Source organism: Variovorax sp. OV700, from assembly GCF_900099805.1.
GTDB lineage: Bacteria > Pseudomonadota > Gammaproteobacteria > Burkholderiales > Burkholderiaceae_C > Variovorax.
In genome coordinates, this window is sequence record NZ_FNDR01000005.1 from 294636 (window position 1) to 315261 (window position 20626).

Below are 20626 nucleotides of genomic sequence, written 5' to 3' on the forward strand. Positions count from 1 at the left end.
CCGGAAGCGGTCGGCAAAGCGGGTCTGGCGGCTCAGGCCGGAAGCTGGGCCTCGTAAGCCTTTTCGAGCTCCGCGTGGCGGGTCCAGAACCCCCTGGGCTTGCGCTGGTGCAGCACGTCGTCGAGCACATCCAGGTGGGCATGCCAGCCACTGGCGACACTGAGCGTTTCCTTGCGGTCAGGCAGGCGGCGGTACGTGAGCACGAGACGGGTCGAATCGCCCTCAGGCGTGAACTCGAAGCTCACCTCGGAAGCATTGGGGCTCTCGCTGCCCCAGCTGATGGTCAGGCGCTTCAGCGGTTCGATCTGGATGACCCGCGATGTCTGGGAGATGGGGCTGCGGCAGGCACTGAAGCGGTCGGGTGCCACTTCGCCGGAAAGACGGGTGTGATCGAAACGCAGCTCGAATACGCCGCCGATCTCATGCGCCATGGTGCCGCCGGCCAGCCAGGCCGCGCGCTTGTCGGGCTCGACGAAATAGGCCCACACGCGCTCGATGGGCGCGGGCAGGGTGCGTTCCATGCGCAGGGTGCCGGGTTCGATGAGGGTTCCGAGGCTGGTCTTGGTCATGGCTTGCTCCTTGAAGAAGGGAAGGTCTTCATTGGCGGGCGAATCGCGCCGCAACTCAAGCTCCAGCGCGTCCAGAAGGTTGTTCCAGAAGCTTTCATAGTGGCGCAGCCATTCGTTGGCCGATGCGAGCGCCACCGGTTCCAGCCGGCAGACATGCGCGCGGCCCTGCACGTTGCGAGAAACCAGGCCCGCGCGCTCCAGCGCCTTGCCATGCTTCGATGCGCCCGGCAGTTATTCAACCAGATAGTTGAATGAGTTGCGCGGTTACACCCGATACAGGCGAGACGCGGTTGCGCTCCCTGGCGCTGGAGCCTGCGCGATGCCGCTCCTACGATTTCTCTCGTTCCATCCACTCGCTGACAAACAAATGAAATCCTTTGCCAATCGCCGTACCTTCCTGCTTGCCGCCTCCGCTCTGCCGCTGGCCAGCGCCTGTACCGCGTGGTCCGCGAAAGAGCTGCAGGCCACATCGGCCGAGGCGCAGCTTGCGGCGCTCGAAAGCTCCGTGGGCGGCCGGCTCGGCGTGGCCGCGTTCGACACGGCTACCGGCGCGCGCGTACAGCACCGGGCAACCGAACGCTTCCCGCTGTGCAGCACTTTCAAGACGATGCTGGCCGCGGCCATCCTCGAGCGCAGCGCCCGCGACAGCGCCCTGCTCGAGCGCCGCGTGAGCTACGGCAAGAGCGACATCCTGCCCCATTCGCCCATCACCGAAAAATACCTGGAGCAGGGCATGGCGGTCTCCGCGATGTGCGCCGCCACCATTCAATACAGCGACAACGCCGCGGCCAATCTGCTGATGAAAATTCTCGGCGGGCCTTCTGCAGTGACCGCGTTCGCGCGCTCCATCGGCGACCAGGCGTTCAGGCTCGATCGTTGGGAGACCGAACTCAACAGTGCCATTCCGGGCGATCCGCGCGACACCACGACGCCTGAGGCCATGGCCGCAAGCCTGCAGCGGCTGGTGCTGGGCGACGGGCTCGGGGCGACGCAACGCGGCCAGCTCCAGAACTGGCTGCTGGGCAATACCACCGGCGCCACGCGCATTCGCGCCGGCGTGCCGGCCGACTGGAAGGTGGGCGACAAGACCGGCGCTGGCTCGTACGGCACCGTGAACGACACGGGCGTGCTGTGGCCGCCAGTTGGCGCGCCGCTGGTGCTGGCGGTCTACCTGACGTTTCCGACGCGCAAGGATGCGGAGGGCCGCAACGACGTCATCGCGTCGGCGGCGCGCATCGTCGCGAACGCACTGCGGGCCTGAGCCCAGCGCCTACGCATTACTCTTCGCTGGTCCACTCCACCTGCGCGCCGAGGCTGCGCAGGTTTTCGGCGAAGCGGGGATGGGCCCGGCGGATCGGTGTGGCATTGCGGATTTCGGAGCGGCCCTCGATGCTGGCCGCGACCATGAAGAGCGCAATTGCCACCCGGATGATGTAGGGGCTCTCGACCACGGCGGGCGTCAGGGGGCTGCCGCCGAAGCTGATGAGCCGGTGCGGGTCCGAGGAAAAAACATGGGCGCCGAACTTCGAGAGTTCACCGGTCCACCCCAGTGCGCCGTCGTAAACCTTGTTCCAGAACATCGCATTGCCATGGGCACGTACGCCCAGCGCAATGAAGATGGGAAGCAGGTCGACCGGAAAGTAGGGCCAGGGCGCAGCCTCCACCTTGGTGAGCACGTTGCTGGTGAAAGGCGTCTGCACCTTCAGCGGACCGGCGCAGCTGGCGCGCGACCAGCCGTCTTCGTGCGCGATGGTGACGCCGAACTTGGCGAAGGTGCGGTCGATCAGCGGAAAATTATCGGGCGCGCTGTTGCGCACGACCACGTCGCCGCCCGTGATGGCACCCAGCGCCAGGAAGGTGGTGATTTCGTGGAAGTCTTCGTCGAAGCGGAACTCTCCGCCACGCAAGGCGTTGCCGCCATGCACCGTGAGCCGCGAGGTGCCGATGCCTTCGATGCGCACGCCCAGCATGGCCATGAAGCGGCAGAACTCCTGCACGTGCGGCTCGGACGCCGCGTTGGTGAGCGTGGATGTGCCTTTGGCCGCCGCCGCGCACAGCACGAAGTTCTCGGTCGTCGTGACGGACGCATAGTCGAGCCAGTGCTCGGTGGGCGTGAGCGGTCCGTCGCACCGAACCAGGAGCGAGCCGCTGGCGCGCTCCACCTGGCCGCCGAAGCGGCGGAACACGTCGACGTGCGGATCGATCTCGCGCACCCCCAGCGTGCAGCCCTTGACGTTGTCCTCGAGCCGCGCAATACCAAAGCGCGCGAGCAGCGGGGGCACCAGCATGATCGACGAGCGCATTTCCTCCGGCAGGCGGTCGCGCGCGGCGTCAAAAGCCGTTTCGCGGTGGTGCAGATCGAGCGTGCCGGTGGCGTGGTCCATGCGCGCCTCGCTGCCCAGGCTGCGAAAGATGTCGAGGATCTTGCGTACGTCGGTGATGTCCGGCACGCCATGCAGGCGCAGCGGCTCGTTCGTGAGCAGCGTGGCGCACAGCACGGGCAGCACGGCGTTCTTGTTGGCGGAAGGGGTGATGCGGCCGCGAAGCGGCGTGCCGCCATGCACGATGAGGTTGGACATGGGAATGCGGGGCCTGGAGCGATTTAGTCCGCGCCCAGTTGCTCCGCGGCTTCACGCGGCCGCAGTCCGCGCACCGATGCCAGGCCTTCGAGCTGCGCCTTGCGGGGACGGGCCTTGCCCTGTTCCCATTTGTAGATGGTCTGGCCGGTAACGCCCACCAGCTTGCCGTAGGCCGCGGCCGAAAGGCCGAGCTTCTCGCGGTGCGTGGCCAGGCGGCTGGCGCTGAAGCGGCGGGCCGGTCCGGAGTCGCCTGCTTCGTCGGCATCGCCTTCGGGGGAGACGCGCGCGGACACCTTGGTGGTGCGTCGCAGTTCCTTTTCCAGTTTCTCGACCTGCCGGCGCAATGCGGCGATGGAGGCACGATGGTGCGTGGATGCTTTTTTCAGCGTTTCGATCTCTGTGCGCACCTCCTTGCGGGCAACACGGGAAATCTCGGCTTTGAGGATGGAGGCGATATTTGGCATGGGCGCATTTTGCACATCTCTTGGGACGTGTTGCCTTGGGAGATACGGCAACACGCGCCTGCGGCCCTTGAAGGCCGGGCCGGCGGCCTGTCGTCAGAGCACGAAGCAGCCCACGGACACGAAGTGGCTCGCGGTGCCCGCAAGAACGAACAGGTGCCAGGTGCCATGCGCATGCCTGAAGCCCCGCCGGTTCCGGTAGAACACCGTGCCCACGGTGTAGAGCACGCTGCCGGCCAAAAGCCAGGCCAGTCCGCCGCTCTCGAGCCGGGCGGCCAGTGGCACGGCCGCCAGCACGCCGAGCCAGCCCATGCCGATGTAGAGCGTCAACGCCGGCTTGGTTGCCGCGCCCTTGCCCTGCAACAGCTCGCGGCTTATGCCGAAAAGCGCGGCGCTCCATACGGCGGCAAGCAGCAGCCAGCCCCACAAGCCATTCAAAGTGACCAGTGCGAACGGCGTGTAGGTACCCCCGATCAGCAGGTAGATGGCGCAGTGGTCGGCCTTTTCCCAAAGGCGCTTGCGAGGCCCCCGCGTGCTGTGGAACAGCGTGGACGCCGCATACAGCGCCACCGCCGAAAGCGAGAACACCAGTGCGCCGGCAATCCGCGCGGGGTCGCCGGTGGGCACGGTCTTGGCAAGCAGCAGGGCCGTGGCCACCAGGGCGAGCACCAGACCGAGCAGATGGGTGTAGCCGTTGAGCCGTTCGCCGGGGTACATCGAGTCGGGAGTGCAGTCTTGGTTATGGAGGGCAAAGGCCAGCGGATGCTAGGTTTGCCTCATGACGGCGCGGTGACCGCAGCCCGGGTTGCTCGACCCGCCGGCGCAGCACGCCGGAGCGCTCAGGCCCCGAAGGCGTCCTGCAGCGTCTGCGCGATATCGGCCGCGAGCGCATCGCGCTGCGGCGCGGGGCGCCAGAAGGTGCGCGCTGCCACGCCGGCCGATTCCCACTCCGGATGGCTGCGCGCGGGCCGTGCCGCCCGCACGGCGGCGGCAGTGGCGCGCGTCGGCGCGTCCTGCGTCGCGCTCGTCTCGGCTGCGATGCGGCCGGTGGCTGCATGCCCGCGGCGCTCCAGTGCCCGCGCGAGTTTCAGCTGCCATGCCACCAGCGCAAAGAGCACGCCGTCTTCGACCGTGAGCTCGTGCACGTTGCGCAGCCTGTTCGCCAGCTTGCGCCCGAAGGGGCCCCAGCCCTGCGACACCGCGCCGCCGATGGCGCCGCCCACCGCGGCACCGGTGCCGAGCGAAATGCCGGCCACCGCCAGGTCCGCCACCACGCCCACGGCCGCGCCGATGACCGCGCCCTTGCCGAGCCGCAGGCCGGCTTCCTTCATGGCTTCCGGGCTGAAGAAATCCAGCGTCCAGCGGCCTTCGATGAGCGGCAGCGGCGCCTCGCCGGCATCGTTCTGGCGGAAGCCGTAGAGCGCGAGCAGGTCGTCGGTGCAGCGCTGCGCCTTGTCGAACACGTCTTTCTGCAGCGCTGCGATGAACGCTTTTCGGCGTGTCGTGTCGGCGAACTCTTCGGCAGGCATGCTGCGGCGCAACGCGGCAGCGTCGATCAACAACCCGGCAATGCGCGTGCAAGCCGCGCGGCGGCGCTCGGCGGCCTCGGCGGTCAATGAATCCACCACGCCGCGCAGCAGCTCGCGCCGGTCGCGCAGCAGGGTGGAGAGATCGTTGTACAACTCGCGCTCCGCCCCCACGAAAGGCGCGGCGGCATCGAAGCTCACCTGCACGTGCAGGCCGTAGGCCGAGAGCAGTTCCTTCCAGGCCGGCTCGCGGCTGGCCCCGTCGCGCACGAAGTTCAGCACCGGCATCACGGGCCGGGCGCAGGAGTTGAGCAGTTCGATCTCGTCGCGGAACTTGGGCAGCACCGGCTCGCGCACGTCGATGACGAGAAACGCCGCATCGATGTCGAGCATGGTGCGCAGCACCTTGGCCTCCTGCTCGAACACGCCGTGGGCTTCAGGGCCTTGCAGGAACAGCCGGATGCGCTCGGGCGGCGTGGCCTGCGGGTCCAGGCCCGCCAGGTGCTCGCGGAGCGCCACCGCGTCTTCGAGCCCCGGCGTGTCGAAGAAGCGCACCGCAGGCTGGCCGTTCACTTCGAGATCGACCGACTCCACGTGGCGCGTGGTGCCGGGGCGCTGCGACACCTCGCCGAAGCTCGCGTGCCGCGTCAGCGTGCGTAGCAAAGAGGTCTTGCCCGCGTTGGTGTGGCCGACAACGGCGATGCGGATGGCGTGCTGTGTCGTCGTCATGGTGTGGCTGCGCCCAGGCCCTGCAATGCGTCTTCGAGCTTGTGCGTGGCCGCCACGCGCGGCAGGCCGGTGCCCTGCAGCCAGTCGATCCAGCGTTGCGATGCGCCGGTGTTCGCTGCGTCCCTGGTGGCATCGGCCAGCCACAGCCGGCATTCGCCGCAATGGGCCAGCAGGTCGCGCAGGAAGCGTTCGGTGCCACGGTCGGGGCTCGATGCCGCATGGCACACCAGCAGCACGGCACGCGGGCGGACCGCTGCCAACCGGTCGAGCAGGGCGCGGCGCGCGAGTGCGCTGCCGTCGATCCGCTGCATCTCGGTGGTCGCGGTGGCTTGCAGGCCTTCGGGTGGCCATGGCGCATCCGGTGGCAGTTCGAAGCCGATGACGAACAGGGTGTCCCGCAGGTCCGAGGGCGTCAGCCCGTCAGGCGTGATGCCTGGTGCCCGTCCCGGGTCGGCATCGACGATGGCGGGCGGCGCGAGTGCGGCAAAGCGCGCCTTCAACTTGCGGTAGTAGGGTTCGCTCCAGTCGGGCTGGAGCGCAGCCCGGCGCCGGTGCCACACCACAGCGCTCAGCAATACGAGCGCCAGCCGCGGCAGCAGGCCGTACACGACGATGCAGCCGGTGAGCCACAGCGCCCACGTGCGCTGGCCCCCGGCGTTTGGAGTGGCCGAGAGCACGGCCTGTGCATCGGGAACCGGAAAGCCCATCTGCGCCGGGGCCCAGCCCAGCACCTGCACGCCGCGCACGAAAAAGGCCGGGTCGAGGATCGTCGTTTCCCAGCTCAGCGTGTAGCTGCGGAACGCCAGCGCGAACAGCAGCGCGGCCAGTACCACCGCAAAAGAGAGCGACCAGATGCCGTGGCTCACGAGCCCAAAGGCCCAGGGCAGCAGCCTGGCGCGCGCCAGGAGCCCGGTGGCGGCGCGCACCAGCACCGGTGCCTGGCCGCGCTTGCCGCCGGCGACGCGCGCGGTGAGCGACAGCCAGATCCAGCCGAGCGAGCTGGTATTGAAGGAACCGAGCGGCAGCCAAAGGCCGACCAGCCAGAACAACAGCGTGAGCAGGTGAATGCCCAGCAGGCTCACAAGCGCGACGATCACATTGATGTGCCGGTCCCCGCCGCCGACCACGTTGCCCGCGAGCCCCAGGCCGGCAACGACGACGAGCGCGACCAGGCCGAGAAGCACCCATGGGCCCCATTGGCGCGTGCGAGCCAGTTCGGATTGCAGCCCGATGCGTTCGCCCAACTGAAGCGCCCGCGCCGTGATGCGTGTGTGTTCGTCAGGTGCGCGCGAGGCGGCGATGCGCATGGCTTGTGCATCGTCGAGTGGACCTTTCTCCTCGGTCCATCGGATCGCCTCGGTAATGACCGCGTCCGGAAAAGCAGATTCGCGCAACGCGGTGTTGGTCAACAGGGTCCCTTCGCAAGTGGCGCTCCGCGGTAGCGGGGCGCGCGAATTATGCCCGGCGCGCTGCTGCGAAGGCCCCATGAGAAACGGGGCCGCAAACACGGCCCCGCTTTTGTTCAGCGTGCGAGTCGAAAACGCGTGCCCGGTCTCAGCGAAGGCCGAAGAACGAAAGCACGGCCACGACAACCACGATCAGACCGACGATGTAGATGATGGAATTCACGCGAGGACTCCTCGTTGTTGACGACAGCTTCAGCATCGCGCCCGGCTGGGCGGGTTGCTGTCGGCGAGGGGCGGCCTGTGCTGTAGGACTCGCGAAGACCCGTCCGAGCGCTTTCGCCGTGCCCGTGCACGGGGGCCGGCTTGCCGTGGTGCCGTAACGCTTGCTGACAAATAGGCCGCGTTCAGGCCCGCAGCGCCTCGTCTTCTTCTTCGAGCGAATCGCCCAGAAAGCCGCCGCTCTGGTGCGCCCACAGCCGCGCATAGAGCCCGCCTTGGGCCATCAGCGAACGATGGTCGCCTTCTTCCACCACGCGGCCTTCGTCGAGCACGATGAGCCGGTCCATCGCGGCGATGGTCGACAGGCGGTGCGCGATCGCAATCACGGTCTTGCCTTCCATCAGCCGGTAGAGGCTCTGCTGGATGGCGGCTTCTACCTCGGAGTCGAGCGCGCTGGTGGCCTCGTCGAGCAGCAGGATCGGCGCGTCCTTCAGCATCACGCGCGCAATGGCCACGCGCTGGCGCTGGCCGCCCGAGAGCTTGACGCCGCGCTCGCCCACATGCGCTTCGTAGCCATGCCGGCCGCTGGCATCGCCCAGCGTCTGGATGAAGTCGTGCGCTTCGGCGCGTTTGGCGGCGGCTTCGATCTGCGCCGCCGTGGCGTCGGGCCGGCCGTAGGCGATGTTGTCGGCCACCGATCGGTGCATGAGCGAGGTGTCCTGCGTGACCATGCCGATGTGGCTGCGCAGCGAGTCCTGCGTCACGTGGGCGATGTCGCGCCCATCGATCAGGATGCGGCCGCTCTCCAGGTCATGAAAGCGCAGCAGCAGGTTGACCAGCGTCGACTTGCCCGCGCCCGAGCGGCCGACCAGACCGATCTTTTCCCCGGGCCGCACCACCAGGTTCAGGTCGTCGATGACGCGGCGGCCCGCATCCGCATAGCGGAAGCTCGCGTGCTCGAAGCGCACCTCGCCGCGCGGCACCTCGAGCACGCCGGCATCGGGCGCGTCGAGCACGGTGCGCGGGCGCGACAGCGTCTTCATGCCGTCCTGCACGGTGCCGATGTTCTCGAACAGGCTGGTCATCTCCCACATGATCCAGTGCGACATGCCCTGCAGGCGCAGCGCCATGGCGGTGGCCGCGGCCACCGCGCCCACGCCCACCGTGCCGTTCGACCAGAGCCACAGCGCGGTGCCGGCCATGCCCGCGGTCAGGCCCATGCTGAGCGTGTGGTTGACGATCTCGAAGGCGCTCACCAGCCGCATCTGCCCGTAGCCCGTGTACATGAACTCGCGCATCGCCTCGCGCGCAAAGCCGGCCTCGCGCTGCGTGTGCGAGAACAGCTTGACGGTGGCGATGTTGGTGTAGGCGTCGGTCACGCGGCCGGTCATCAGCGCGCGCGCATCGGCCTGCGCCTTGCCCACCTTGCCCAGGCGCGGCACGAAGTACATCAGCGAGGCGGCATACAGCACCAGCCAGACGATGAAGGGCAGCACAAGCTGGACATCGAGAACGCTCACCAGCACGATGATTGTTGCCACGTAAACGCCCATGGCCACGACCACGTCGGCCAGCACGAAGAGGGTGTCGCGCACCGCGAGCGCGGGCTGCATCACCTTGGCCGTGATGCGGCCCGCGAACTCGTCCTGGTAGAAAGCCATGCTCTGGCCCAGCATCACCCGGTGAAAGTTCCAGCGCAGGCGCATCGGCAGGTTCACCGCCAGCGTCTGGTGCTTGACGATGGTCTGCAGTGCGACCACGCCGATGCTGAGCACCAGCAGTGCGGCCAGCCACATCAGCGTGTCGCCGCGCTCCGCCCACAGCTTCGACGGCACCTGGCCGCCTAGCCAGTCGACGATGCGTCCGAGCACCGCGAACAGCAGCGCCTCGAAGGTCGAGATGGCGGCCGTGAGCGCCGCCATGGCGGCCATCTTGAGACGCAGGCCCTGGGTGCAGGCCCACAGGAATGCGAAGAACCCCGTCGGTGGCGGCGCCGGCTCGGCAGCCGGGTAGGGATGAAGCAGTTTTTCGAAGAAGCGGAACAAGGCGGGCGGTCTCCAGGCGGATTTGCGACTTTAGCCCGGGCTGGCATGTCCTTGCCCCGAAAGGGTGCGTTTCGCAGCGGCCGGAGGCTGGCCGCCCAGCCGCTCGCCGAGGAAGTCGATGAAGCTGCGCAGCTTGGGCGCCATGTACTGGCGGCTGGTGTACACCGCAAACAGCGTGACCGGATGCGGAGCGTGGTCGGGCAGCAGCCGCACCAGCCGGCCCGCTGCCAGATCGTCGTCGATCAGCCATTCGGGCAAGAAGGCAATGCCCATGTCCGCGCGCACCGCATGCAGGGTGAGCGTGGTGTCGTCCGACCGCATCGCGGGTGTGAGCCGCAGCGGAAACATCCGCCCGCCCGGTCCCTTGAGCGAGAGGTTGTCGAGGTTCACGTAGCTCGGCACGATGGCGCCGAGCCGTCCCACGTCGGCCGGCAGCGTGGGGCTGCCCATGCGGCGCAGGTAGGCGGGCGTGCCCGCCAGATGAAAGGGCACGCGGCACAGCGGCCGCGCGATGAGCGCCGGGGAGGGCTCCTGGGTGGCGCGCAGCGCCAGGTCATAGCCGTCCGCCGCGAGGTCGACTTTGCGGTTCTCCAGGTGGATGTCGATCAGCACTTCGGGGAAGCGCTCACGGTAGTCGGCCAGCACGCGCGCAAAGCGCGGCGTGGCACACCACACCGGCGCGCTCACCTTGAGCTGGCCGCGCGGCGCCTCGCTCTTCTGGCCGATGGCCGCCTCGGCGGCATCGAGCAGGTCGAGCGCTCGCCGGCTCTGGTCGTACCAGGCGGTGCCGGCCTCGGTCAGGCTCAAGTGGCGGCTCGAGCGGTGCAGCAAACGCGCACCCAGCGATTTTTCGAGCTGCGCCACGTGCTTGCTGGCCATCGGCGGCGACATCGACAGGCGCTCCGCCGCGGCCACGAAGCTGCCTGATTCGACGACCTCTCGAAACACGCGCAGGCTGGTCAGGCGGTCCATGGAAGCTTTCCTGTGGAGAAATGAATCGATGCATCCTAGCCTGTCGATTTCCTGGTGGGAAATGTCTACAGTCGATGCAACGCTTTCAAGGAGCATCGACTTGACCCACGACGACAACACCGCGCGCCTGCCCACGTATTTCATCTCCCACGGCGGCGGCCCCTGGCCCTGGATGAAGAAGGAGATGGGCGGCGTCTACGACCAGCTGGCCGCGGCGCTGGCCGACATGCCGCGCCAGATCGGCCGCACACCGGGTGCCATCCTCATGGTGTCGGCCCATTGGGAGGCACCGGTCTTCACGGTGCAGGGCAATCCGCGCCCGCCCATGATCTACGACTACGGCGGCTTTCCCGCCCACACCTACGAAGTGCGCTACGACGCGCCCGGCTCGCCCGAACTGGCGCAGCGCGTGCAGTCGCTCCTTGCCGCCGCCGGGCTGCCCGCGACCATCGACGCCGAACGCGGCTTCGACCACGGCATGTTCTCGCCCATGAAGGCGATGTATCCCGATGCGAACGTGCCGGTGGTGCAGCTGTCGCTCAGGCGCGGTCTCGATCCGGCGGAACACCTGGCGCTCGGCCGCGCGCTCGCGCCCCTGCGGGACGAGAACGTGCTCATCGTGGGTAGCGGCCTGAGCTATCACAACCTGCGCAACTTCGGGCCGCAGGCGCATGGGGTGTCGAAGGCTTTCGACGACTGGCTCGACGCGGCTGTGGTACAGGGCGCACCCGGCGAGCGGGCCGCGCACTTGCGGAACTGGGAGGCCGCACCAGCCGCGCGCATGGCGCATCCGCGCGAAGAGCACCTGATTCCGCTGATGGTCGCGGTCGGCGCGGCCGAGTCCGAGGCCGGTGAGCGCGTCTACCACGAGGACGCCTTCATGGGTGGGCTCGTGGTGTCGAGCTACCGCTTCGGCTGACCCTCGCGCTGCAGCGTGAAAGGGTCCCGCGGCAAAATCGGGCGATGCCCCTGACCCCCGACAGCCCCGATGCGCTTGCGGCGCGCAGCGAGATCGAGCGCATCGACGCGCTCGCGACCCATCACGACCCGGTGAACGACGGCGTGCGCGTGCGCTGGCGCCGCTTCGGCACAGACACCACGCAGCCGCCCATCGTGCTGCTGCACGGCGGCCACGGCAGTTGGATGCACTGGCTGCGCAATGCCGAGGCCTTGTCCGCCGAACGCACGCTGCTCCTACCCGACATGCCTGGCTTTCACGATTCCGATGCGCTGCCGCGCGTGGCGCCCGGTGAAGATTCGCTGCCGCCCTTGCTGAAGGCGCTCGGCGGAACGCTCGATACGTTGATCGGCGCGGGCACGCCCATCGACCTCGGCGGTTTTTCCTTTGGCGGCCTCACCGCAGCGCGGTTTGCGGTGCAGCGTGGCGCGGTGCGCAAGCTCGCGCTGCTGGGCAGCGGTGGCCACGGCACGCTGCGCCGCATGACGGCAAAGATGATCAACTGGCGCTCCGCACCCGACCGCGAAGCCGAGCGCGCCGCACTGCTGCACAACCTCGGCGCACTGATGCTGCACGACACCTCGGCCATCGACGCGCTGGCCTTCGAGATCCACGACATCTCCTGCCATGGCACGCGCTTTCGCAGCAAGGAGGTGTCTCAGGCCGGCGGGCTCCGGAAGGCGATCGACACGCTGGCCGTGCCGACGCTGCTGCTCTGGGGCGAGTACGACGTCACGGCCGATCCGCGTCCGCTTGTTGCGCAGCTCGCGAGCGAAGGCCCGGAGCGCGAGGGCGTGGTGATCGACGGTGCGGGGCACTGGGTGCAGTACGAGCGCGCCGCCGAGGCCAACGCGCACCTGCTGAAGTTCTTCGGCTGAACTTCGTTCGCAGCTACTGCTTCGTGAGGCCGAGCTTGCGGATGGTTTCGGCCCACTGGTCGTAGGTCGTGCGCGTCAGGTCGGCCAGTTGCTGTGGGGTCGACGATTCGGCCTCGTAGGCGCCCTGGCGGAAGAAGTCGCGCGTGGCGGGCATCGCCAGCACCTGCGCGAGCGCGCCGTTGAGCCTGGCGACCACCGGCGCCGGCATGCGCGCCGGTCCGTAGAAGCCCAGCCAGCTCGCCATGTCGACCCCGGTCACGCCTTGCTCGGTCATCGTAGGCACCTCGGGCAGCATCGCGCTGCGTTTCGGCGCCGCCACCGCCAGCATGCGGACCTTGCCGGTGGCGGTGTTCTGGATGGCGTTGGGCGCCGCATCGAAGTAGTACTGCACGCGGCCCGCGAGAAAGTCCTTCGCGGCATCGGCGCCGCCCTTGTACGGCACGTGCACCACGTCCAGCCCTGCCTGTCGTGCAAAGGCTTCGCCGTAGATGTGCGACGAGGTGCCGGTGCCGAAAGAGGCATAGCTCATCTTTCCGGGGTTGGCCTTGATGTAGGCCACCAACTCCTGCACGTTGCGCGCCGGCACGCTGGCGTGCACCGTCAGCACGAGCGGCCCGCGCGCGCCGAGCGAGATGGGCGTGAGGTCCTTGAACGGGTCGTATCGCACCTGCGCCAGCGTCTGCGGGTTCTGCGCCACCACGGACGACGGCGCGTACATGAAGGTGTAGCCGTCGGGCGCGGCGCGAATCACTTCTTCCGTTGCGAGGATGAAGCTCGCGCCCGGCCGGTTCTCGACGATCACCGGCGTCTGCAGCACCTCGCCGAGCTTGTTGGCGACGAAGCGCGCCTGCGCATCCGAGGCGCCGCCCGCCGCGAGGCCGAGCACGATGCGGATCGGGCGCCCCTTCTCGGGAAAGGGCGCAGGCTCGGCTGCGAGCGCAGACAGCGACAGGGCCGCCGCGCCGAGTGCGAGCCAGGCGGCGGCGCGGCGTCGGGAGATGATGAAGGACGGGGCGTCGCTGCTCATTGCTTGGCCAAGCCTACCTGCTGCACCATCGCACCCCAGCGCTCGTAGGTTGAGCGCGTGATGCTGGCGAATTCTTCCGGCGTCGTTGCGCCGGCTTCGTAGCCACCGGTGCGGTAGAACTCGCGCACCTGCGGCATGGCCAGCACCTGCGTGAGCGCCGCGTTGAGCCTGGCGACCACCGGCGCGGGCATGTGCGCCGGCCCGTAGAAGCCGAGCCAGCTCGGCAGGTCGAGCCCGGTCACGCCCTGTTCGGCGAAGGTGGGAACGTCGGGCAGCGCGGAGATGCGCGCATTCGCCGCGATCGCGAGGATCTTCACCTTGCCCGAGGCCGAGGTGATGACCGCCGACGAGGCCGAGTCGAACATGTACTGCACGCGCCCGCCGATCAGGTCCTTGGCCGCGTCCGAGCCGCCCTTGTAGGGAATGTGCACCGCATCGACGCCGGTCTTCTTCACGAAGGCTTCGCCGTAGATGTGCGACGAGGTGCCCGCGCCGAACGAGGCGTAGCTCACCTTGCCGGGGTTCGCCTTCACGTAGGCCACGAGCTCCTTCACGTTGTTGGCGGGCACGGTGGTGCTGACCGACAACACCAGCGGGCCGCGGCCGCCCATCGAGATCGCGGTGAAGTCTTTGAACGGGTCGTAGGGCACCTGCGAGAAGGTGTGCGGGTTCTGCGCCATCGTCGAGGAGGGCGCGTAGAGCAGCGTGTAGCCGTCGGGCAGCGCGCGCCCCACCTCGCTGGCCGCGAGCATGGTGCTGGCTCCGGGCTTGTTGTCGACGATCACGCTGGTCCCCAGCACCTCGCCGAGCTTCTGCGCCACGATGCGCGCCTGCGCGTCGGTGCCGCCGCCGGCCGTGAAGCCCACGACGATGCGGATCGGTTTGCTGCGCGCCGGAAAGTCCTGCGCAAAGGCCAGCGGCGCCAGGCCCAGCAAGGCGGCGGCGCCGAGGGCCGAGCCGAATGCACGGCGGGTCCTGCCGTCAAGTTTCTTCATCGATGTCTCCGTTGGAATGTTCTTCTTATATTGATTTAGAAAGTCATAAAAATCCACATTGACTAGGGAATACCCTGAATAAATGAGATTTATCGGCTTTTGTGTTTGACAAAATGAACATGAAAATCAAAATACGACGAAACAGCCCATCCAAGACACCCATCCATGAAAACTGTCGTCCGCACCGACGAGCGCATCCTGTCCTCCGACATCTTCGACCGCGACGGCCGCGTCAAGCGCCCTGACCACGGGAGCTGGGCCGAGCCCGGCAAGAACATCCCGGTTTACCACCGTTGCGGCGTGCTGGTGGTCGGCGGCGGTCCTTCGGGCACGGCGGCCGCGGCCGCCGCGGCCCGCGCGGGCGCCGACGTGGCGCTGCTCGAACGCTACAACCACCTGGGTGGCCTTTCGACCGGCGGCCTCGTGATCTGGATCGACCGCATGACCGACTGGGAAGGCAAGCTCGTGATCCGGGGCTTTGCCGAAGAGCTGTTCGATCGCCTGCCCGCCGACGCCATCGCCGGCCCGGCGCGCGAAGACTGGGGCTCGCAGGACACGGCCAAGGCCGCGCACTGGTCGCAGCGCACGGCCGCCTATCACGGCGTGGTCACCTGGTCGCCCACCATCGACCCCGAGCGGCTCAAGCTGCTCTCGCAAGAGATCGTGCTGGAGCGCAAGGTCAAGCTCATCTATCACTCGTGGGCCGCGATTCCGATCGTGCAGGACGGCGCCGTGAAGGGCGTGGTGTTCGAGAGCAAGGAAGGCCGCATGGCCATCATGGCCGACGTGGTGGTCGACGCCACCGGCGACGGCGACCTGTTCGCCCGCGCCGGCGCCGCCTATGTGAACGACATCGAGGAGGCCGACGTGCACCACTGCATGAACACCTCGTGGCTGTTCGGCGGGGTGGACATGAACCGCTGGATCGAATTCAAGGCCGGCCAGCCCGAGTCGTTCACCGCCTTCATGGCGCGCGGGCGCGAGGTGTGCGGCCTGTTCGAGCGGCCCTTCGTCTCGTGGCGCAACGACGTGGCGCTGTTCATGGGGCCGCGGCAGTCGGGCTATTCGGCGCTCGACGTGGACGACCTCACGGCCGTGGAGGTGCGCTCGCACCGCGCGATGGCTGCGCACCTGGACTACTTCAAGGCGCATGCGCCGGGCTTCGAGGATGCCTACCTGATGCTGAGCGCACCGCAGATCGGCGTGCGCCATGCGCGGCGCCTGAGTGGTGTGGGCGCGGTGCTGCGCAGCCAGTGGCCCGACGGCGTGGCGCTGGCCGACGAGGTGGGCGTGACGCCCGCGGTGTCGCCCAAGTTTCCGAACATCTCCATTCCCTACGGCGCGCTGGTGCCGCAGCAGCTCGACGGGCTCCTGGCCTGCGGGCGCCACATCTCGTGCGACCGCAACTCGCACGGCTTCATGCGCGAGATCCCGCAATGCTGGATCACCGGGCAGGCCGCTGGCGTGGCGGCGGCCCTGGCATCGCAGGGCGGTATCGAACCGCGCTTCGTCGACGTGGGCGCGCTGCAGTCCGAGCTGCTGGCGCAGGGCGTGTACCTGCGCGCCGGTGCCGGGCAGGACGCCAAGGCACCCGCCACGGCCGAAGCCGGCGTCTGAATGCCCTGCGATGAACCCGGCCGACCCTGTTTCGCCAGCCTCTACATTGCAGAGTCTTGCAAAGGGTTCTTCCATGTCCACTGACAAAAACGACAGCTCTCTTTCCGCGGCCGAAGCGGCCGAGTCGCGCGGCGAACGCTCCGACACCGTCAGCGCGCTGGAGCGCGGCATCTCGGTGCTGCGGTGCTTCAGCGAAGAGCGTCCCGTGCTGGGCCACGCCGACATCGCGCGCATGACCGGCATCCCGCGGCCGACCGTCAACCGGCTCGTCGCCACGCTGCTCTCGATGGGCATGCTCAAGGCCGCGCAGGCGGCCGACCGCTTCATGCTCGGGCCGGGCGTGGTGTCGCTGTCGCGCGTGTTCCTCGGCAGCCTCGACGTGCGGGCCGCCGCGCGACCCAGCATGCAGGCGATGGCGGAGGAGGTGGGTGCCTCGGTCTACCTCGCGGTGCGCGACGGCATGGAGATGGTGCTGATCGAGGCCTGCCGGCCGCGCTCGTCGATGCTTTCCGCGCGGCTCGATGTGGGCTCGCGCGCGCCGCTGCCGAATTCGGCCCTGGGCCGCGCCTACCTCTCGGCCTTGCCCGAGGCCCAGCGCAACCAGTTGATCGACTCGATGCGCCTCTTGCGCGGCCCCGAGTGGGACAGCATCGCGCCGCCCATGACGCGCGCCATCGGCGAAGCCAGGAAGCTCGGCTACTGCCTGTCGATCGGCGAATTCCACCGCGAGATCAACTCGGTGTCGGTGCCGCTCATCGGACCGGACGGCGAGGTGATGGCGCTCAACGGCGGCGGCGCCGCCTTCGTCTTCACAGAAGACAGATTGCGCAACGAACTTGCACCGCGCCTGCACGACATCGCACTGACCATTGCGCGCGACATCGGCGGCCATGTGCCGACACCCCTGCCGGGCTAGCAGGCCCGGCCGGGGCCAACCCCCACGACAACAGAAAAACGGAGACACAGGTCATGCACCTGAGCGATGAAGAAAAAGCCATGATGGACGGCCGCGACGGGCCGGCCGTGCAGAAGGCGATGGACCTCCTGATGCGCTACGGCGAAGCCCTGGGCGCCGAGCGCCTGGTCGAGACGCGCAACGTCTGCGCCACCATCACCTCGACCACGCCCTTCCAGCGCGACTTCGCGCTCGCCAAGGGCGGCGGCATGGACGCGGTGTTCTCCGAATTCAGCCTCGACAGCCAGGAGACCGTCGAGATCCCGAAGTTCAAGGTCTTCACGAGCCACCTGCAGCTGGGCTTCGACCCCGGCCAGCCCGAGCGCATGGGCGTGAGCGAGGAGATCGTGCAGTTCTACAACAAGAGCGAGCGCCATGCGGCGGCCCTGGGCGCGCAGATCATGAACACCTGCACGCCGTATCAGGTGGGCAATATCCCGACGCGCGGCGAGCACTGTGCGTGGATGGAATCGTCGGCCGTGGTGTATTGCAACTCGGTGCTCGGTGCGCGCACCAATACCGAAGGCCGTGAAAGCACCGGCGCGGCCATGCTCACCGGCCGCATTCCGTACTGGGGCTACCACCTCGACGAGAACCGCCATGCCACGCATGTGATCGAACTCGACGTCGAAGTGGAATCGGTGCAGGACTGGGGCCTGCTCGGCTACTACATCGGCGAGCACGTGCAGGAGCGCGTGCCGGTGGTGCACAGCCGGCGCGGCATCGGCCGCGTGCCGAACCTGCCGCGGCTCAAGCACTTCGGCGCCGCGGCCTCGTCGTCGGGCGGCGTGGAGATGTACCACATCGCCGGCATCACGCCCGAGGCGCTGACGCTGGAGCAGGCGCTCGGCGGAAGGGCGCCCGTCGAGGTGCTGCGCTACGGCGAGGCCGAGCGCCGCGCCACCTACGAGAAGATCAACGTCACCGGCAAGGATGCCGAAGTCCAGTACGTGATGCTGGGCTGCCCGCACTACACCATCGAGCAGATCTGGGAGGCCGCGCAGCTCATCGAGGGCCGCAAGGTGCACCCCGATTGCGAGCTGTGGATCTTCACGCCGCGCGCCATCAAGTCGCTGGCCGACCGCAACGGCTACACGAAGATCATCGAGGACGCGGGCGGCATCCTCATGACCGACAGCTGCTCGGCCATGAGCCGCGCCGTGCCCAAGGGCACGAAGACTGTCGCGCTCGATTCGGCCAAGCAGGCGCATTACCTGCCCGCCATCCTCGGCGTGCAGGCCTGGTTCGGCAGCACGGCCGAGTGCGTCGATGCGGCGTGCACCGGGCGGTGGAACGGGGGCATGCAATGAGGCTCGCTCTCCGGACTTTCTCCCTCCCCCTCTGGGCGAGGGCAGGGGTGGGGGCATGCGGCGCATCCATCGAGCGCCCTGCCTGCCCCCATCCCAACCTTCCCCCGAAAGGGGAAGGAGCAAAACCATGAGCGCGATTGCACGCAACACATCCACCCTGGTCATCCACGGCCGCAAGGTCGTGGGCGGCGTCGCGGAGGGCGAGGCCCTGGTCACGCGCGACCGCATCTCGGGCTGGGGCGGCATCGATCCGCGCACCGGCACCGTCATCGAGACGCGGCACGAGCTGCGTGGCCAGAGCTTCGCGGGCAAGGTGCTGGTGTTTCCGGGGGCGAAGGGCTCGTCGGGATGGTCGGCCATGTTCCACATGACGCGGCTCATGAACTCGGCGCCCGCGGCATTTCTGTTCAACGAGATGACGACCAAGATGGCGCTCGGCGCCGTGGTCACGCACTCGCCATCGATGACCGATTTCGAGCGCGACCCGCTCGAATGCATAGAGACCGGCGACTGGGTGCGCGTGGACGCCGACCGCGGCGTGATCGAAATCACCAAGAAGAAAACCGGAGACCGCCCATGACCCGCCCCCTGCGCAGCAACTTCCCGCGCGGCTCCTATCTCTGGTCGGTGCGCAATGCACACTGGCGCGCACTCGGCATTCCCGAAGAAGACTGCGAGAAGCCGAAGATCGCCGTCGTCAACAGCTCCTCTGAGCTCGCGGCCTGCTTCAGCCACCTGGACCGCGTGGCGGTGGAGGTGAAGGCCGCGATCCGCGCCGCCGGCGGCGTGCCTTTCGAAATCCGCACCGCCGCGCCCAGCGACTTCATCACCGGTGCGGGTGCGCGCGGCGCCTACATGCTGGGTGCGCGCGACCTGGTGACCAACGACATCGAGGTGGCCGTGGAAGGCGCGCAGCTCGACGGCATGGTCTGCCTCACTTCGTGCGACAAGACCGTGCCGGGCCAGCTCATGGCGGCGGCGCGGCTCAACATTCCGACCCTTCTCGTGCCCTGCGGCTACCAGCCCAGCGGCGAGTACCGCGGCAAGCACATGGACATCGAAGAGGTGTTCATCGGCGCGATGCATGCGGTCACGGGCCACCTGCCGGTGGAAGAGCTCGTGGGCATGAGCCGCGAGGCGATCCGCGGGCCGGGCGTGTGTTCGGGCCTGGGTACGGCCAACTCGATGCACATCGTCTGCGAAGCGCTTGGCATGGCCTTGCCCGGCAGCGCGCCGGTCGCGGCGCTGAGCTCGAAGATGATGGCCGACGTGCGCGCCGCGGGTACGCGCATCGTGCAGATGGTGTGGGACGACCTGAAGCCACGCGACATCCTCACGCCCGGCGCCTTTGCCAACGCGGTGCGCGTGGTGCTGTCCGTCGGCGGCTCGCTCAACACGGCCAAGCACCTGCAGGCGGTGTCGACCGAAGGCGAGTGCGGCGTCGACGTGTACGGCCTGTTCGAAAGCCTCGGCCCCACGACGCCGGTGCTGGCCGGCGTGCGGCCGATCGGCGAGCACAGCATCGAAGCCTTCGAGGCGGCGGGCGGTTGCCGCGCGCTCATGAAGCAGCTTGCGCCCTTGCTCGACACCGGCGCGCTCACCGTCACGGGCGCCGCGGTGGCCGACAATCTGCGCGGCGTCGAAGTCGCCGACGCCGAGGTGATCCGGCCCATCGACCGCCCGGTGGCCCCGCATCCGGCCATCGTGCTGCTGCGCGGCAACCTCGCGCCCGAGTCGGGCCTCATCAAGACCGGCATCGCCCCGCGCAAGGTGCGCAGCTTCACGGGGCCGGCGGCTTCTGGACCTCGGACGCGGCCATCGCGGCGCTGAAGAAGGGCGAGATCGTGCCGGGCCAGGTGGTCGTGATGCGCGGCGCCGGTGCCTGTGGCGGCCCGGCCATGGGCGGTGGCGCATCGCGCGTGGTGTTTGCCGTCGACGGCGCGGGCCTGGGCGACCAGGTCGCGATCCTGACCGATGGGCACCTCTCGGGCCTGGTCTGCAAGGGACTGGTGGTGGCCGAGGTGTCGCCCGAAGCCGCGCTCGGCGGACCGCTCGGGCTGGTGCGCGACGGCGACGTGATCACCATCGACCTCGACCAGCGCCGCCTCGACGTTGCGCTGACCGATGCCGAACTCCAGGCGCGCCGCGCCGACTGGCAGGCGCCGCCGCCGGCCTTCGACACCGGCTGGCTGCAGCAGTACCGGCGCAACGTGAGCCCGCTGTCGAAGGGCGCCGTGCTCGTGCGCACCGAACGACCCGAGCCTTCGGGCTAAGACCTTTTCACCCCGGCCTTCGCCAACCGGTGCGGACTCCCGTCCGCACCCGGTGGCGCAGCCCTGCGCGCGTTCCCGAGTTTTTAACCAAGAGAAGAAGCAGGAGA

17 protein-coding genes and 2 pseudogenes are annotated in these 20626 nt (G+C 68.4%); 8 read left to right on the plus strand and 11 right to left on the minus strand.

The features are described 5' to 3' along the window. Positions 1 to 32: 32 nt before the first annotated feature. Together BLR24_RS14205 and BLR24_RS30710 are read right to left on the minus strand one after the other, a co-directional pair. A complete protein-coding gene (locus BLR24_RS14205; protein ID WP_093018245.1) occupies positions 33 to 569 on the minus strand; it encodes an SRPBCC family protein in 537 nt (178 codons plus the stop codon). 42 nt (positions 570 to 611) lie between these two features. Further along, a pseudogene (locus tag BLR24_RS30710) lies at positions 612 to 791 on the minus strand (transcriptional regulator); the annotation flags it as partial. A gap of 145 nt (positions 792 to 936) precedes the next feature. Between BLR24_RS30710 and bla the strand changes: the two are divergent. Beyond that, positions 937 to 1830 (plus strand): class A beta-lactamase, encoded by an 894-nt coding sequence (gene bla, locus BLR24_RS14210; protein ID WP_093017860.1) that lies wholly within the window; start codon positions 937 to 939, stop codon positions 1828 to 1830. Between the two features lie 16 nt (positions 1831 to 1846). Here bla and BLR24_RS14215 read toward each other — a convergent pair whose 3' ends face one another. From BLR24_RS14215 to BLR24_RS14245, 7 genes are all read right to left on the minus strand, one after another. After that, on the minus strand, positions 1847 to 3148 hold the full coding sequence (locus BLR24_RS14215; RefSeq protein ID WP_093017862.1) for a UDP-N-acetylglucosamine 1-carboxyvinyltransferase: 1302 nt from the start codon (positions 3146 to 3148) through the stop codon (positions 1847 to 1849). 23 nt (positions 3149 to 3171) lie between these two features. Further along, positions 3172 to 3612 carry a helix-turn-helix domain-containing protein gene (locus BLR24_RS14220; protein ID WP_093018247.1) on the minus strand — a complete coding sequence of 147 codons (441 nt, stop codon included), beginning with the start codon at positions 3610 to 3612 and terminating at the stop codon, positions 3172 to 3174. 93 nt (positions 3613 to 3705) lie between these two features. Next, complete coding sequence (locus BLR24_RS14225) at positions 3706 to 4326, minus strand: PAQR family membrane homeostasis protein TrhA (RefSeq protein WP_093017864.1); 621 nt, start codon at positions 4324 to 4326, stop codon at positions 3706 to 3708. 122 nt (positions 4327 to 4448) lie between these two features. Beyond that, a complete protein-coding gene (locus tag BLR24_RS14230; protein WP_093017866.1) occupies positions 4449 to 5864 on the minus strand; it encodes a GTPase/DUF3482 domain-containing protein in 1416 nt (471 codons plus the stop codon). Then, a complete protein-coding gene (locus BLR24_RS14235) occupies positions 5861 to 7273 on the minus strand; it encodes a DUF2868 domain-containing protein (RefSeq protein ID WP_093017868.1) in 1413 nt (470 codons plus the stop codon). The genes BLR24_RS14230 and BLR24_RS14235 overlap by 4 nt, the downstream gene beginning before the upstream one ends. A 401-nt stretch (positions 7274 to 7674) precedes the next feature. Then, positions 7675 to 9534 carry an ABC transporter ATP-binding protein gene (locus BLR24_RS14240; protein WP_093017870.1) on the minus strand — a complete coding sequence of 620 codons (1860 nt, stop codon included), beginning with the start codon at positions 9532 to 9534 and terminating at the stop codon, positions 7675 to 7677. A 30-nt stretch (positions 9535 to 9564) separates the two neighbouring features. After that, the gene (locus tag BLR24_RS14245; protein WP_093017872.1) at positions 9565 to 10506 is read right to left on the minus strand and encodes a LysR family transcriptional regulator; all 942 of its coding nucleotides are present in this window, start codon (positions 10504 to 10506) and stop codon (positions 9565 to 9567) included. Positions 10507 to 10606: 100 nt separating this feature from the next. Here BLR24_RS14245 and BLR24_RS14250 point away from each other — a divergent pair, with 100 nt between their 5' ends. Continuing rightward, a complete protein-coding gene (locus BLR24_RS14250; RefSeq protein WP_093017874.1) occupies positions 10607 to 11425 on the plus strand; it encodes a DODA-type extradiol aromatic ring-opening family dioxygenase in 819 nt (272 codons plus the stop codon). Between the two features lie 44 nt (positions 11426 to 11469). Beyond that, positions 11470 to 12342, plus strand: coding sequence for an alpha/beta fold hydrolase (locus BLR24_RS14255; RefSeq protein WP_093017876.1), 873 nt, complete (start codon positions 11470 to 11472; stop codon positions 12340 to 12342). A gap of 13 nt (positions 12343 to 12355) precedes the next feature. Here BLR24_RS14255 and BLR24_RS14260 read toward each other — a convergent pair whose 3' ends face one another. Together BLR24_RS14260 and BLR24_RS14265 are read right to left on the minus strand one after the other, a co-directional pair. Next, positions 12356 to 13369 (minus strand): Bug family tripartite tricarboxylate transporter substrate binding protein, encoded by a 1014-nt coding sequence (locus BLR24_RS14260; RefSeq protein WP_093017878.1) that lies wholly within the window; start codon positions 13367 to 13369, stop codon positions 12356 to 12358. Then, positions 13366 to 14364, minus strand: coding sequence for a Bug family tripartite tricarboxylate transporter substrate binding protein (locus tag BLR24_RS14265; protein WP_093017880.1), 999 nt, complete (start codon positions 14362 to 14364; stop codon positions 13366 to 13368). The genes BLR24_RS14260 and BLR24_RS14265 overlap by 4 nt, the downstream gene beginning before the upstream one ends. Before the next feature lie 165 nt (positions 14365 to 14529). Between BLR24_RS14265 and BLR24_RS14270 the strand changes: the two genes are divergently transcribed. The 5 genes and pseudogenes from BLR24_RS14270 (at position 14530) to BLR24_RS14290 (ending at position 20519) form a co-directional block, all read left to right on the plus strand. Then, positions 14530 to 15981, plus strand: coding sequence for an FAD-dependent oxidoreductase (locus tag BLR24_RS14270; protein WP_093017882.1), 1452 nt, complete (start codon positions 14530 to 14532; stop codon positions 15979 to 15981). Positions 15982 to 16054: 73 nt separating this feature from the next. Continuing rightward, positions 16055 to 16897: an IclR family transcriptional regulator gene (locus BLR24_RS14275; protein WP_093017884.1), complete on the plus strand. Its 843-nt coding sequence runs from the start codon at positions 16055 to 16057 to the stop codon at positions 16895 to 16897. 53 nt (positions 16898 to 16950) lie between these two features. Next, positions 16951 to 18246 carry an aconitase X gene (locus tag BLR24_RS14280; RefSeq protein ID WP_093017886.1) on the plus strand — a complete coding sequence of 432 codons (1296 nt, stop codon included), beginning with the start codon at positions 16951 to 16953 and terminating at the stop codon, positions 18244 to 18246. Positions 18247 to 18373: 127 nt separating this feature from the next. Further along, complete coding sequence (locus tag BLR24_RS14285) at positions 18374 to 18826, plus strand: aconitase X swivel domain-containing protein (protein ID WP_093017888.1); 453 nt, start codon at positions 18374 to 18376, stop codon at positions 18824 to 18826. Then, positions 18823 to 20519: pseudogene (locus tag BLR24_RS14290) on the plus strand (dihydroxy-acid dehydratase). The gene BLR24_RS14285 and the pseudogene BLR24_RS14290 overlap by 4 nt, the downstream one beginning before the upstream one ends. The last annotated feature ends 107 nt before the right edge of the window (positions 20520 to 20626 follow it).

Bases quoted from the DNA above. Each gene is read 5' to 3' on its own strand.
- BLR24_RS14205 (WP_093018245.1), bottom strand. From the start codon at position 569: ATGACCAAGACCAGCCTCGGAACCCTCATCGAACCCGGCACCCTGCGC.
- bla (WP_093017860.1), top strand. From the start codon at position 937: ATGAAATCCTTTGCCAATCGCCGTACCTTCCTGCTTGCCGCCTCCGCT.
- BLR24_RS14215 (WP_093017862.1), bottom strand. From the start codon at position 3,148: ATGTCCAACCTCATCGTGCATGGCGGCACGCCGCTTCGCGGCCGCATC.
- BLR24_RS14220 (WP_093018247.1), bottom strand. From the start codon at position 3,612: ATGCCAAATATCGCCTCCATCCTCAAAGCCGAGATTTCCCGTGTTGCC.
- BLR24_RS14225 (WP_093017864.1), bottom strand. From the start codon at position 4,326: ATGTACCCCGGCGAACGGCTCAACGGCTACACCCATCTGCTCGGTCTG.
- BLR24_RS14230 (WP_093017866.1), bottom strand. From the start codon at position 5,864: ATGACGACGACACAGCACGCCATCCGCATCGCCGTTGTCGGCCACACC.
- BLR24_RS14245 (WP_093017872.1), bottom strand. From the start codon at position 10,506: ATGGACCGCCTGACCAGCCTGCGCGTGTTTCGAGAGGTCGTCGAATCA.
- BLR24_RS14255 (WP_093017876.1), top strand. From the start codon at position 11,470: ATGCCCCTGACCCCCGACAGCCCCGATGCGCTTGCGGCGCGCAGCGAG.
- BLR24_RS14260 (WP_093017878.1), bottom strand. From the start codon at position 13,369: ATGAGCAGCGACGCCCCGTCCTTCATCATCTCCCGACGCCGCGCCGCC.
- BLR24_RS14265 (WP_093017880.1), bottom strand. From the start codon at position 14,364: ATGAAGAAACTTGACGGCAGGACCCGCCGTGCATTCGGCTCGGCCCTC.
- BLR24_RS14270 (WP_093017882.1), top strand. From the start codon at position 14,530: ATGAAAACTGTCGTCCGCACCGACGAGCGCATCCTGTCCTCCGACATC.
- BLR24_RS14275 (WP_093017884.1), top strand. From the start codon at position 16,055: ATGTCCACTGACAAAAACGACAGCTCTCTTTCCGCGGCCGAAGCGGCC.
- BLR24_RS14280 (WP_093017886.1), top strand. From the start codon at position 16,951: ATGCACCTGAGCGATGAAGAAAAAGCCATGATGGACGGCCGCGACGGG.
- BLR24_RS14285 (WP_093017888.1), top strand. From the start codon at position 18,374: ATGAGCGCGATTGCACGCAACACATCCACCCTGGTCATCCACGGCCGC.